Raw genomic sequence first — 13,377 nt, 5'->3', positions numbered from 1 at the left:
GCGGAATCCTTTTTTAAATGGTTTTGATCACGTTCACCGACACGCTGTCGGCGATTTCGCCGAAGGACACCACTTCCAGGTCGCGGAAGCGGGTTTCGACCAGTTTCTTGATGAAGCGCCGCACGTCCACCGAGGCCAGCAGCACCAGGTCCTTGTGCGCGATGCCCATGCCGTCCAGGCCGAGCGCGAACAGGTCCATCAGCTCGTCCGAAGCCGCCGGCTCCAGATTGAGGAAGGCGCCGGCCGAGGTCTGGCGTATGCCCTTGCGCACCATGTCCTCCACCTCGGCGGACATCATCACCGCGCGCAGTTCGCCGCCGCTGGCGAACTTGTGGCAGATGTAGCGCGCCAGCGCGCCGCGCACATGCTCGACCAGATTGATCACGTCTTTCTCGCGCGGCGCCCACAGCGCCAGCGCCTCCATGATCAGCTTCATATTGCGCACCGAGATGCGCTCGGCCAGCAGCCGTTGCAGCACTTCGGCGATGCGCTGCACCGTGGCGTGGCGCAGCACTTCCTTGAGCAGGTCCGGGTATTTGGCCTCCAGCTGATCCAGCATGTGCTTGGTTTCCTGGACGCCGAAGTATTCGTTGACGTGGCGCGCCAGCAGCGCGGCCAGGCAGTGATAGAGCTCGTCCAGCGCCGGGCGCAGCTGGTAGCCCAGCTTGGCCAGCTTGTCGCCGTCGGCCGGGCGCACCCAGGCGCACTGGCTGGCGCCCTGGGCGCTGAACACCGGCTGCACCAGCGCGGCGGCCTCGTCCGAATAATTGATCACCCGCAGCAGATCGAAATGCAGTTCGAACTCGTCGGCGCGGATTTCGTTGATCAGCACCGCCACCCGGTTGTCCGGCAGGCCTTCGCCGTCGCGCAGCAGCATGTCCGGCAGCCTCACCCCGTAGTCGATGAAGAACTGGCTGCGCAGGCGCTCGGCCAGCTGCGCCTGCTCCAGCGCGGCGCGGCGCGCCTTGGGCACCAGCAGGATCAGCGGCACGGTTTCCGCCGCCACCTTGTCCAGATTGCCGATCAGGCCCAGGGAGCTGTCCTTGCCGCTCGCCGGCGCCCCGCCGGCCGCCGCCGCCGCCGCCGGAGACTGGGCCGCGCCCGGCGCGCCTTTGCCGGCCATGCGGCGCTTGTAATAGAACAGGCCGCCCAGCGCCGCGGCCAGGATCAGGAACACGATCAGCGGGAAGCCGGGCAGCATGCCCACCGCCAAAGCCAGCACCGCGGTCACCACCAGCACGAACGGGTTGCCCAGCAACTGGCTCATGATGTTGCGGCCCATATTGTCGCTGTCGCCGTTGACGCGGGTGACGATGAAGCCGGCGCTGATGGCGATCAGCAGCGCGGGGATCTGCGCCACCAGGCCGTCGCCGATGGTGAGCATGGTGTAGGTGGACAGCGCGGTGGACAGGTCCATGCCGTGCTGAGTCATGCCCACGGCGATGCCGCCGATGAAGTTGACGAAGATGATGATGATGCCGGCGATGGCGTCGCCCTTGATGAACTTCATCGCGCCGTCGAAGGAGCCGTAAAGCTGGCTTTCGCGCTCCAGCACGCTGCGGCGTTCGCGCGCGCCGTCGGCGTCCACGATGCCGGCCTTGAGGTCGGCGTCGATGCTCATCTGCTTGCCGGGCATGCCGTCCAGCGAGAAGCGCGCCGCCACCTCGGCTACCCGCTCCGAGCCCTTGGTGATGACGATGAACTGCACCACGGTGACGATGGAGAACACCACGAAGCCCACCGCCAGGCTGTCGCCGATCACGAACTGGCCGAAGGTGTTGATGATCTCGCCCGCGTCCGCCTCGATAAGGATCAGGCGGCTGGTGCTGATGGACAGCGCCAGCCGGAACAGGGTGGTGATCAGCAGCACCGAGGGAAAGGTGGAAAAGCTGAGGATGCGGTCGATGTAGAAGGAGCCCATGAACACCAGCACGGCGATCACGATGTTGAGGCCGATCAGGAAGTCCACCAGATAGGTGGGCAGCGGGATGATCAGCATCGCGATGATCATCACCATCAACAGCAGGATCAGCAATTCCGGCCGCGAGCGCGCACCGTTGAGCAGGGAATTAAACACCGTTAGTCATCCAAAGCGATTCGATATTGGCGACGGGCCGCGGCCCGCCGGGAAAAACAGCCAGGCAAGACGGGACGTGTCCCCCGCCTTGCCTGGCGGCTCTCGTTTACTCCGCGCCGCCGCCCTCGGCCTCGCGCCGGCGCTCGGCCAGCTCGTGGCGGTAAGCGATGGCGGCCAGGCGGCGGAATTCCTCCTGCAAGGCGTCCAGCCAGCGTTCGTCGACGAAGAGCTGCGGCGGCAGCGCCTTGCAGGCCTGGTACAGCGCCTGCAGCAAGGTGGAATGCTCGCTGTGGCGGCTGAGCAAGGCGGTGTCGCCCACCGTCTCCGCCAGCAGGCCGTCCAGCTGCTGCGGCTGTTGCAACAGCGACAGCAGGAACAACAGCCAGTCCGCCTCGCTGGGGTTGAAGGCGCATACCTGCGGGTTGGCCAGCATGCGGCCGACGAAGAGCGCGTCGGCCGAACGCAGCAGCTTGAGCTGGCTCAGCCGGCCCAGCAGGTTGCCGAACTCCAGCCGCGAACAGCTGGCGTCCAGCGAATCGATGTCGGCCAGCAACGCGCCTTCGATGAAATCCAGCACCACCGCCCGGCGCTGGTAGCCGTAGCTGCCCACCCAGTCGGCGTAAATCTCCACTTCCGCCGCCTCGCTCTCCAGAAACTGGCGGTAGCTGGCGCGCAGCAGGCCGGGGCTCAGGGACAAAGCCTTGCCGAACAGCCTCGCCTTCAGCGCGCAATTGATGCCGGCCTTCAAAGGCTTGGCCTCGGCTTGCTCCTCCACCTGCTTGAGCAGGGCCTGCAGGCGTTTGCGCACCACCTCGTCCAGCTGACGGCGGCGCAGCAGTTCGCGCAGCACCAGCACCAGATCGCTGTCGTCCGGGAACAAGGAACGCGCCTGGCGCAGCAAGTCCTCGGCGCTGATCCCGTGGGACTTGGCCACGTTCACGATCTGCTGCGCCTTGGGCTGGGCTTCCTCGTCCAGTACCCGTTCGAAACTGTCGGCCAGATGGCCCAGCTTCTTGTCGTAATCGCGGCGGTTGCGGAACTGGGTCAGCGCCGCCGACATTTCATCGGTGGACTGGACGAAGCGCTGCACCTCGGCCGCCGGGCTGGCGTCCTCCACCTGCTGCGCGTCCGCCTGCCGGGCCTCGCCCTGGCGCTGGGCGTCGCGCTGGGCGTCCAGCTTGCCCTGATGCTTGGGCGAGCGGACGCCGAAGACCGGCGGCGGACGGCCGCTAATGTCCACGCGTCGCGCCCTTGGCCGCGCCCTCGGCGCGCTGTTCGCGGTCCAGATAATCCCGCACCCATTGCTGCAGCGGATCGCTGGAGATGCCGCCCTCCTTGGCCACCGCCGCCGACAGATCGCTGGCGTCCGGCGTCAGCGGATCGTCGATCTCGCGCGGTTGAATCAGGAACACGCGCACGGTATTGCTCTGGTTCTGGCTGCGGTAGCGGAACAGGCCGCCCACCAGCGGCAAGCTGCCCAAGAACGGCACCTTGTTGTTCTGTTCGATATTGGCGTCGCGGGTGTAACCGCCTATCAACAGGCTCTTGCCCTGCGGCACCCGGGCCACGGTGCTGATGCGGGTGCGGCCCACCTCGGGCAAGGCGTCCTGCGGGTCCTTGTCGTAATCCGGGCTCTTGGCCTCGCGGCCGTCCTCGATATTCAGCGACATCTCGATCTGGCCGTCGGCGGAGAAGCGCGGCAGCACGCTGACCAGGGTGCCGTAGGTCACGTGCTGCAGGCTGGCATTGCGCTCGCCCACCAGCTTGGCGTAGAAGGTGCGGTTATTGTCGAAGATGGCCGGCACGTTTTCCTGGGTCAGCACCACCGGGCGCGACACCACATTGGCCTTGTTCTTCTGCGACAGCGCCATCACCGAGGCGATGAAGCGGGTGCCGTCCAGCGTGCTGATCGAATTGCTGGGGTTCAGCGCCACGCCCAGCTTGTTGCCCACGGTGACGCTGCCGCTCCAGTTGACGCCCAGCTGATCCAGGTCGCCCTTGTCCAGATCGATGATCCACAGCGACAGCTCCACATGGCGCTTGGCCACGTCCAGCGCCAGCGCCAGGTTTTCGATGAAGCGCACCTGTTCGGTGGTGCCCTTGATCAGCAGGCTGTTGGTGTCCGGATAGGCGATCACCTTGATGTCGCCGGCCGCCGCGTCCTGCTTCAGCGCGTCGGGCAGGCTGAGGCCGGCCTGGTAGGCCGGCGCCTTGAGCTCCCCGCCGGCGGGAAAGTCCGGCATCGCCGGAATGTCGCTGCCCCGCGCCGGCGGCCGCGCCGGATTGGCGGCGGTCTGCAAGGGCTTGTCCTCGCCCTGCAACAGCTTCTCTATCACCGTGGCCATGCCGGGGATGACGATTTTCTGGTCGCGCAACTCATAGCTGCGGTCGCTGACGAAGGTGTTGTTGAGCCGCACCACGCCGATCTTCTGCCGACCCAGCTCGATGCCGTCGCTCTGCTTGTCCATGAAGCCGGCGGCGTTGACCACCAGATCCACGAAGACCGGCGGCCCGGACACGTAGAAAGTGCCGCTGCGGTTGTCTCCGCGCAGCGGATAGCGCTTGTCGTAGAGGCCGGACTTGCGCAGGAAGTCGTTGAAGGCGGAGAGCGAGACATTGCGCAGCGACACCACCGCGTTGCGGGTTTCGCTGGCGTCGTAGACGTAGATGGCCTGGCCGTCGTGATACCAGATCAGGCCCAGCTGCTGGGTCATCTTGTCCAGCAGCGCCTGCGGATTGGCCAGGTCGAAATCGCCGCTGATCTGCTTGCGCGCCGCCTGCTTGCTGACGATCACCGGCTTTTTCAGCCGTGAGGAAATCGCGTCGAAGAAAGAACGCAGGCCCTCCTTCTTGGCGACGTAGCCGGCGGAGTCGGCGGCGCGCGCCGGTTCCGGCGCGGCGGCGGCCGGCAGGGCCGCGAGCAGCGTCGCGGCCAGCAGCGCGGCGGATAAAAAGCTTCGATTCATTTGGTGGCCAGTTGAATGATATTGGACAGACCGCGCGGCGACACGCCGATCAGTCCTTTGATTTCGTTGGAAAAATGCGACGACGAGGCGTAGCCGTGCTTGAGCGCCACCTGGGTCAGGTTTTCCCGTCCCTCCGCCACGTCCAGCAGCGAGCGGGCCATGCGCCAGTCGCGCAGCTCGGTCTTGGCCGCGTTGCCCAAGGCGTGGCGGCACAAGCGGCGGAAGTGGGAGTAGGACACGCCGTAGCGTTCGCCCAGCGCCTGCAGCTTGTCGCCGCAGGTGGACTGGGCCAGCAGGAAGCGCACCAGCCAATAGCTCTCGCTGCGGCGCAATAGCGACAGCAGCGCGGCGAAGGCCGGCGACGGCGTCAACACTTGCAGCAAGAACCAGTATTCGCAGCGCTTGCGGTCCTGCCAGGCGCTCAGATCGGCCAGCGGCAATTGCGCGCAACGCGCCTCGCCAGCCGGCGCGTCCGCGTCGCGGGCCTCGTCGGTCTTGGCTTCGTCGACAAAAGCCAGCAGCTTGCTCAAGGGCTCCAGCCGGACCGGCTGGAAGGTCAGCGCGCCGGCGGCCACGCTCACATCCACGCGGTCCAGCAGCAGCAGGCCCTGCCAATCCGCCGCCAGGGTCAGCGTTTCCGCGCCCTCTTCCCAGCTCAATTCCAGCCGCGCCTCTTCCCGGCGCGGCGGCAGCAGCCAGACGTCCTGGGCCGGCGCGCAGCGCTTGGCGGCGGCCTCCAAAGTCTCCAGCGGGAGCAACACATCGTTATCGGTCATCGGTCAAACGCCCTGCGGGGCTCGTGCTTGGACCGGGAAAGTGTCCCCCAGCGCCGCGGGCGAATCCTGATGCAAATCTGATGGGATCCCGAGTTTTCGCTCCAGCGCCCGCCAGATAGAAAGAACAGGCCCGCCGCGACGGCCCTCGCGCGGCGCAGGCCGCAGCGAGCGCGCAGGCGCGCCCCGCTTGAGCCGGGATCAGCGCCGCGATTATCCCTTTCCCCGCCGCGGGCAACTTTCAACTATCGACCATGGCGCCGGCTTTTCGCCATCCGTAAGAACGCTCAGCAAAACTACGCGGGCGCGGCCGCGCCGCCGCCGTGCTATAGGCAGAGATAGGCCCGACATGCCAAATAAATGATCGAACCAAAATCAAAAACCGCCGTGCTGCCGATGGAGAGAATGCGATGGCCCAGTTGACCCCTACCCTGCGCCGGGGAGCGGCGTTGCTCTTGCTGTTGAGCCTGGCCGGCTGCCGGGACGGCGAGCCCAAGCCCGGCACCGTGCTGGACGAAGCCAAGCAGGCCCAACGCACGGTGGAATCCTTCCCCGCCGCCGACGAGGACTACTTCAAGGACATGGACAGCGCGGTGGCGCTGGACGCCGCCGAAGTCAAAGGCCGCAACACCTGGCTGGTGTGGACCGGCGGCAACGACAGGCTGTGGGATAAGCTCGCCACCGTCAGCGTGGGCAATCTGGACCTGCTCAAGACCCTGTCCTCCCACCCCGGCCTCAAGTTCAGCCGCGACAACCGCTGGAACTATCTGGGCCTGGTCAACGAGCCCTGTTTCGACAAGGCGGGCGGCCCGGACGACAAGCGCTTCGGCCTGTGGCTGGACCAACGCCGCGCCGATTGCCCGAAAGACCCATTCGAGAACGAGCAGAAATATCCGGGCGTGGCCATAGGCGCGCGCGGCAAGAACCTGCCCGCCGGCTCCTTCTACGGCTACGCCACCGGCGTGGTGGGCCTGCGCCTGTTCCCCAACCCGGCCTTCGACGAAGCCGCGGCCAAGAAATGGGACGCCAAGCGCTATTACGAAGACCCGACGTATTACAACGACAAGGACCTGATCCGCCCCTACCGCGTGGGCATGTCCTGTGCGTTCTGCCACGTCGGCCCCAATCCGGTGAAACCGCCGGCGGACCCGGAACATCCGAAGTGGGAAAACCTGAGCTCCAACGTCGGCGCCCAGTATTTCTGGGTGGACCGCATCTTCTCCTGGCAGGCCGACCCCAGCAGCTTCCCCTTCCAGCTGTTCCACACCTCGCGCCCCGGCGCGCTGGACACCTCGCTGATCTCCACCGACTCCATCAACAACCCGCGCACCATGAACGCGGTGTACGGCCTGGGGCCGCGGCTGGACATCGCCAAGCGCTGGGGCAAGGAAACCCTGGCCGGCGGCGGGCTCAACAACAAGCAGTTCAACGACTTCGTCAAAGACGGCCCGCTGACCCAGTTCTTCCAGCCGCCCAAGACCGTATGGACGCCGCGGGTGCTGAAAGATGGCTCGGACTCGGTGGGCGCGCTGGGCGCGCTGAACCGCGTGTATCTGAACATCGGCCTGTTCAGCGAGGAATGGCTGCTGCATTTCAACCCGCTGGTGGGCGGCAAGACCATCACCCCGATCCAGATCGCGGACGCGCGCAAGAACTCGGTGTACTGGCAATCCACCGAGCAGCAGACCGTGAACATGGCGCTGTTCTTCCTGAAAAGCACGGACCCGCACAAGCTGAAGGACGCCCCCGGCGGCGAGCAATACCTGAGCCGCGACGCCGCCCAGCTCAGCCGCGGCAAGGTGGTGTTCGCGGAAAACTGCGCGCGCTGCCACTCCAGCAAGCTGCCGCCCAAAGTGCCGCCGCTGGACCCCACCGCCGGCTGCGCCGGCCCGGACTACCTGGGCTGCTTCAACAAATACTGGGACTGGACCAAGACCGAAGACTTCAAATCGCAAATGCGCCAGATCGTCCAGGCCGACGACTTCCTGAAGGACAACTACCTGTCCACCGAGCTGCGGGTGCCGGTGACCTTGCTGCAGACCAATGCCTGCAGCCCGCTGGCCACCAATGCGCTCAAGGGCAATATCTGGGACAACTTCTCGTCCAAAACCTATAAAGACCTGCCCTCGGTCGGCGAGATCACCGTGCACAACCCCTTCACCGGCGCGCCCTCGCAATACAAGATGCCGGCCGGCGGCCGCGGCTACACCCGTCCCGCCTCCTTGATCAGCGTCTGGTCCACCGCGCCCTTCCTGCTCAACAACAGCCTGGGCAAATTCAATCCCAGCCCGTCGGTGGCCGCGCGCATGGAGTCCTTCAACGACTCCATCCAGAAACTGCTGTGGCCGGAAAAACGCGAGAAGGACACGATGCTGGGCGCCAAAATCCCCGGCCTGATAGACCGCACCACCGCCCGCAGCTATCTGCGCGTGCCCACCGGCTACCTGCCGGACGCGCTGCAAGAACTGCAAGGCCCGCTGCAACGCTATCTGCCCTGGCTGTTCGGCAAGGACGGCGTGGAACTGGGCCCGATTCCGGCCGGCACCCCGGTCAACCTGATCTCCAACCTGCAGGTGACGCTGGACAACCCCTCGCTGGGCGAACGGCTCAAGCACGACAAGAAGCTGCTGGACCTGCTGCTCAAGATCAAGCACGACCTCAAGGCGCTGCCGCCGGGCGCCAGCGACGAAGAGGCGCGCAAGGTGTTCGCCAACCTGGCGCAGCCGATGCTTGAGCTGAGCACCTGCCCGGACTTCGAGGTCAACCGCGGCCATTACTTCGGCACCGGCTACCAAAGCAAGGAACCCGGCCTCAGCGACAGCGACAAGTACGCGCTGATCGAATTCCTGAAAACCTTCTAAAGGCGCACCATGGACGAATACGAATACATCGTGGTGGGTTCCGGCGCCGGCGGCGGCACGCTGGCGGCGCGGCTGGCCGAGGCCGGGCACCGGGTCATGCTGCTGGAGGCCGGCGGCGACCCGCGCGCGCTCAAGGGCGGCGACGCCTGGCAGCCCCAGGCGGAACGGCTGCCCGACGATTACGATGTGCCGGTGTTCCACGCGCTGGCCTCGGAAAACGAAGCAATGAAGCTGGACTACTTCGTCCGCCACTACGCCGACGACGCCCAGCAAAAACGCGACCCCAAATACCGCGCGCAATGGAACGGCCAGAACGTGGACGGCGTGCTCTATCCGCGCGCCGGCGCGCTGGGCGGCTGCACCGCCCACAACGCCATGATCACCGTCTACCCGCACAACGCGGACTGGGACGGCATCGCCCAGCTCACCGGCGACCCCAGCTGGCGCGCGGACCACATGCGCGGCTATTTCGAACGGCTGGAGAACTGCCACCACCGCCCGCTCTACCGCTGGCTGGGCCTGCTCGGCGTCAACCCCACCCGCCACGGCTGGCGCGGCTGGCTGCAAACCGAGAAGGCGATCCCGGAATCCGCGCTGGGCGACGCCGGCCTGGTGGACACCCTGCTGGTATCGGTGGACAAGGTCTTCCAGGAGGTGGACGTGCCGCACCGCAGCTGGCGCTGGCTGCTGCAAGGCCAGGCCGATCCCAACGACTGGCGGCTGGTGCGCGACAACGCCGTCGGCGTCTGCTACCCGCCGCTGGCCACCCGCAATCATCAACGCAACGGCAGCCGCGAACGGGTGCTGGACGCGGCGGCCCGCCACCCGGAACGGCTGCGCGTCGAGCTGGACGCGCTGGCCACCCGGGTGCTGTTCGACGAAGGGCAGCGCGCGGTCGGCGTGGAATACCTGAAGGGCGCCGGCCTTTACCGCGCCAGCGGCCGGGTCAGCGAAGCCGCCGGCGAGCGCCGCGAAGTCCGCTGCAGCCGCGAAGTCATCCTGGCCGGCGGCGCCTTCAACAGCCCTCAGCTGCTGATGCTGTCCGGCATCGGTCCGGCCGCCCATTTGCAAGAGCACGGCATCGCGCCGCGGGTGGACCTGCCCGGCGTCGGCCAGAACCTGCAGGACCGCTACGAAGTGGGCGTGGTCAACCGGATGAACTTCAAGCACTGGGAAGTGCTGAAAGACGCGGAATTCGCGCCCGGCGACCCGCAATACAAGCAATGGACGGAAGGCCGCAAGGGCGTTTACACCACCAATGGCGCGGTGCTGGCGGTGATCCGCCGCTCGGCGCAGGAACGGCCGCTGCCGGACCTGTTCTGCTTCGCGCTGCTGGGCCTGTTCAAAGGCTATTTCCCCGGCTACTCGCGCCTGTTCCCCGAACACCTGAACTACCTGACCTGGGCCATTCTCAAGGCGCACACCAATAACCGCGCCGGCACGGTGAAGCTGCGCTCCGCCGACCCGCGCGACCCGCCGGACATCAACTTCCACTACTTCGAGGAAGGCAGCGCCGGCGGCGATCAGGATCTGGACTCGGTGGTGGAAGGCATCAAGTTCGTGCGCAGCCTGACCGCCGATCTGAAAAAGCAGAACCTGATCGCGGAGGAGGAACTGCCCGGCGAGGCGCTGCAAAGCGATGACGAACTGCGTCAGTTCGTCCGCGACAACGCCTGGGGCCACCATGCCTCCTGCAGCTGCGCGATCGGCGCGCGCGAAGCCGGCGGCGTGCTGGACAGCCGCTTCCGCGTCCACGGCGTCAGCGGCCTGCGCGTGGTGGACGCCTCGGTGTTTCCGCGCATTCCCGGCTTCTTCATCGTCTCCGCGGTCTACATGATCGCGGAGAAGGCGGCGGAGGCGATTTTGGAAGACGCCAAGCGCTCATAAGCGCTGCGGGATGGCGCCCAGGCGCGAACCGGCCTTGCCGAGTGGCCTTTAGGCGTGGAGAGGATAGGGAAGCAAACCCATATCATCTCCCCGCCCCACCCGCGCCGCCACCTCGACCCATTCCGTCGGAAAGGACCCGATGAGCACCCCGACCCAGCCCTTCTCCCAAGTCCACGCCGACGAACGCGCCGGCCTCGCCGCCGCGCGGGCGGAAGAAGGCGTGGAACGTCCAGGCGGCGACGAAGCGCCGCAAGCCGGCCTCGCCTTCTCCGGCGGCGGCATCCGCAGCGCCACCTTCAACCTGGGCGTGCTGCAGGCGCTGGCCAGCAGCCGCTGGCTGCGCGAGTTCGACTATCTGTCCACCGTGTCCGGCGGCGGCTACCTCGGCGGCTGGCTGTCCGCGCTCAAGCGCCGCGCCGGCAACGCCGGCATGGAACAGACGCTGCGCGACCATCAGGGCCGCCAGCCGGCCATCCAGTTCCTGCGCGACTACAGCAACTACCTGACGCCCAAGACCGGCCTGTTCAGCCTGGACACTCTGTCTGCCGTCATCACCTACTGGCGCAACTTCATCCTCAACCAGATCGTGCTGCAAAGCCTGCTGCTGGCGCTGCTGCTGGGCCCCCATTTCCTGGTGGGCCTGGCGCGCAGCCTCGCCGCCTGGCCCTACGCGGGCACCGCCGCGCTGGCCGTGGCCGCCGCCTCCGCCGTGCTGTCCGCCCTGTTGGCGCGCGCCACCACCCGCGACGGCAAAACCGCCGCCTCGCCCAATGCCCCGGCCTGCAGCATAGGGCTATTGCTGCTTTTCTGTTACGCGATGGCGGTGTTCACCCTCCAGCAACTGGAAAACCGCGCCGATTTCTGGCACCAGCTGCCGCTGTGGCGGGTGGCCCTGGTCTCCAGTCTGGCCTACGCCGGCTACTGGGCTTTGCTCGCGCGCGGCTTCAGCCAGCTGCGCGGCAACGGCTATCTGCGCAGCGTGCTGTGGGCGCTGCTGGCCGGCCTGGCCGGCGGCGGCAAGCTGTGGCTCTTGCTGCAGGCGCTGGATTACGGCCTGGGCATCCGCGCGCCGCTGGCCCAGGCCTGGTATGTGGTGGCCGGCGCCTTCGCCGTGCTGCCGCCGGTGTTCGCCCTCAGCGCCGCGCTGCACATCGGCCTGGTCAAACGCAGCTTCTCCGATCTGCAGCGCGAATGGTGGTCGCGCCTGGGCGGCCTGCTGCTGGCGCTGGATCTGGCGCTGGTGCTGCTGTTCCTCGTGGTGGCGCTATCGCTGCCGCTGCTGGCGGTGACCGCCGACTGGCTGCGCGCGCTGACCCTGCCCGCCTGGCTGCTGACCACCTTGGCCGCGGTCTGGCAAGGCCAGTCCGCCAAAACCGGCTGCGGCCAGTCCGCCGGCTGGCGCGACCTGGTCGCCCGCATCGGGCCTTACGTCTTCGTCGCCGGCTTGCTGATCCTGCTCAGCGCCGGCCTCAGCTGGCTGCTGGCGGCGCTGGAGATCCACGCCGACGGCTGGCAGCTGCGCCAGCAGTTGTGCGGCTTTCAGCGCTGCGGCCTCAGCGATTGGACCGCGCTGCATTTCGCCGCCTCGGAACAACAGGGCATGGGCGGCGGGCTGTACGCGGCGCTGATCCTGGCCTTCGTCGGACTGGCCGTGTTCGCCTCCTCCCGCTTCGACATCAATCTGTTCTCGCTGCACAACTTCTACCGCAACCGGCTGACGCGCGGTTATCTGGGCGCCAGCGCGCCGCAACGGGCGGACACGGTCAACCGCTTCACCGGCTTCAACGCCGGCGACGACCTGCCGCTGGCCGAGCTGGCCGGCTCGCCTTCCGGCCCGCCGCAGCGGCCCTACCACCTGATCAACACCGCCCTCAATCTGGTGGCCGGCGACGACCTGGCCTGGCAGCAGCGCAAGGCCGCCTCCTTCACCTTCACCCCGCTGTACTGCGGCTACAAATTTCCCGACAGCGCGCCGGAAGTCATCGACGCCTTTGTGCCCACCCGCGCCTATATGCACGACGACGCCACCGGGGCCGAGCAGGGACCGATGCTAGGCTCGCTGATGGCGGTGTCCGGCGCCGCGGTCAGCCCCAACCAGGGTTATCACAGCTCTCCGGCGGTGACTTTTCTGCTGACGGTGTTCAATGTGCGGCTGGGCCGCTGGTGCCCCAATCCGGGCAAGCCCGGCGCCGCGCTGCAGGCGATGTCCCCGCCGCAGGGCTGGGTCTATCTATTGAATGAATTGCTGGGCCGGACCAACGCCCGTTCGGACTTCGTCTATCTCAGCGACGGCGGCCACTTCGAAAACCTGGGCCTGTATGAATTGCTGCGGCGGGAATGCCGGCTGATCGTGATCAGCGACGCCGGTCAGGACGAACAAATGACTTTCGAGGACCTGGGCAACGCCATCCGCAAATGCCGGATAGACCTGGGCGCGGAAATCCACATCGACGTGGACGCCATCCGCCGCGATCCGGCCACCGGCCTCAGCCGGTCCGCCTTCGCCGTCGGCTACATCCGCTACGCCTCCGGCGCCAACGGCCACCTGCTCTACCTGAAGCCCTGCCTGCAAGGCCAGGGCATGGAGCCGGTGGACGTGCTGCAATACCGGGCCGAGCATCCGGCCTTCCCGCACCAGTCCACGCTCAATCAGTGGTTCGACGAATCCCAGTTCGAGAGCTACCGCAAACTGGGGCTGTGCATAGGCGAACAGGCGGTGCGGGAACTGGACCGCAACGGCGCGGGCTGGCTGGCCGCGGACGGGGGAGCCTAAACGGAAGCAGGCCGGACCTTCCCGAGCCGCCGGACAGCAG

At 66.9% G+C, this 13,377-nt stretch carries 7 protein-coding genes; 3 read left to right on the top strand and 4 right to left on the bottom strand.

The window, feature by feature from the left end:
• Positions 1–13 precede the first annotated feature (13 nt).
• The 4 genes from HQN78_RS21195 to invF form a co-directional block, all read right to left on the bottom strand.
• Positions 14–2,077 (bottom strand): EscV/YscV/HrcV family type III secretion system export apparatus protein, encoded by a 2,064-nt coding sequence (locus HQN78_RS21195; RefSeq protein ID WP_235086034.1) that lies wholly within the window; start codon positions 2,075–2,077, stop codon positions 14–16.
• A 106-nt stretch (positions 2,078–2,183) separates the two neighbouring features.
• On the bottom strand, positions 2,184–3,317 hold the full coding sequence (locus HQN78_RS21190) for a YopN/LcrE/InvE/MxiC type III secretion system gatekeeper (RefSeq protein ID WP_304502826.1): 1,134 nt from the start codon (positions 3,315–3,317) through the stop codon (positions 2,184–2,186).
• Positions 3,307–5,043 carry a type III secretion system outer membrane ring subunit SctC gene (gene sctC, locus HQN78_RS21185; protein WP_304502825.1) on the bottom strand — a complete coding sequence of 579 codons (1,737 nt, stop codon included), beginning with the start codon at positions 5,041–5,043 and terminating at the stop codon, positions 3,307–3,309. Before sctC ends, HQN78_RS21190 begins: the two co-directional genes overlap by 11 nt.
• A complete protein-coding gene (invF, locus tag HQN78_RS21180) occupies positions 5,040–5,819 on the bottom strand; it encodes an AraC family transcriptional regulator InvF (RefSeq protein WP_304502824.1) in 780 nt (259 codons plus the stop codon). The genes sctC and invF overlap by 4 nt, the downstream gene beginning before the upstream one ends.
• 407 nt (positions 5,820–6,226) lie before the next feature.
• Here invF and HQN78_RS21175 point away from each other — a divergent pair, with 407 nt between their 5' ends.
• From HQN78_RS21175 to HQN78_RS21165, 3 genes are all read left to right on the top strand, one after another.
• Entirely contained in the window at positions 6,227–8,677 is a 2,451-nt protein-coding gene (locus HQN78_RS21175; protein WP_107800832.1) for a hypothetical protein, read from the top strand.
• Between the two features lie 9 nt (positions 8,678–8,686).
• Positions 8,687–10,564: a GMC family oxidoreductase gene (locus tag HQN78_RS21170; RefSeq protein WP_235086032.1), complete on the top strand. Its 1,878-nt coding sequence runs from the start codon at positions 8,687–8,689 to the stop codon at positions 10,562–10,564.
• A gap of 139 nt (positions 10,565–10,703) precedes the next feature.
• Positions 10,704–13,337 carry a hypothetical protein gene (locus tag HQN78_RS21165; protein ID WP_235086030.1) on the top strand — a complete coding sequence of 878 codons (2,634 nt, stop codon included), beginning with the start codon at positions 10,704–10,706 and terminating at the stop codon, positions 13,335–13,337.
• The last annotated feature ends 40 nt before the right edge of the window (positions 13,338–13,377 follow it).

The sequence above is a fragment of the Chromobacterium sp. Beijing genome, from assembly GCF_021496765.1.
Taxonomy (GTDB): domain Bacteria; phylum Pseudomonadota; class Gammaproteobacteria; order Burkholderiales; family Chromobacteriaceae; genus Chromobacterium.
This window is presented reverse-complemented; position numbering and strand designations above follow the sequence as displayed.

What these genes read in the sequence shown, in the direction of transcription:
- sctC (WP_304502825.1), bottom strand. Translation starts at nt 5,043, where the DNA reads ATGAATCGAAGCTTTTTATCCGCCGCGCTGCTGGCCGCGACGCTGCTC.
- invF (WP_304502824.1), bottom strand. Translation starts at nt 5,819, where the DNA reads ATGACCGATAACGATGTGTTGCTCCCGCTGGAGACTTTGGAGGCCGCC.
- HQN78_RS21175 (WP_107800832.1), top strand. Translation starts at nt 6,227, where the DNA reads ATGGCCCAGTTGACCCCTACCCTGCGCCGGGGAGCGGCGTTGCTCTTG.
- HQN78_RS21170 (WP_235086032.1), top strand. Translation starts at nt 8,687, where the DNA reads ATGGACGAATACGAATACATCGTGGTGGGTTCCGGCGCCGGCGGCGGC.
- HQN78_RS21165 (WP_235086030.1), top strand. Translation starts at nt 10,704, where the DNA reads ATGAGCACCCCGACCCAGCCCTTCTCCCAAGTCCACGCCGACGAACGC.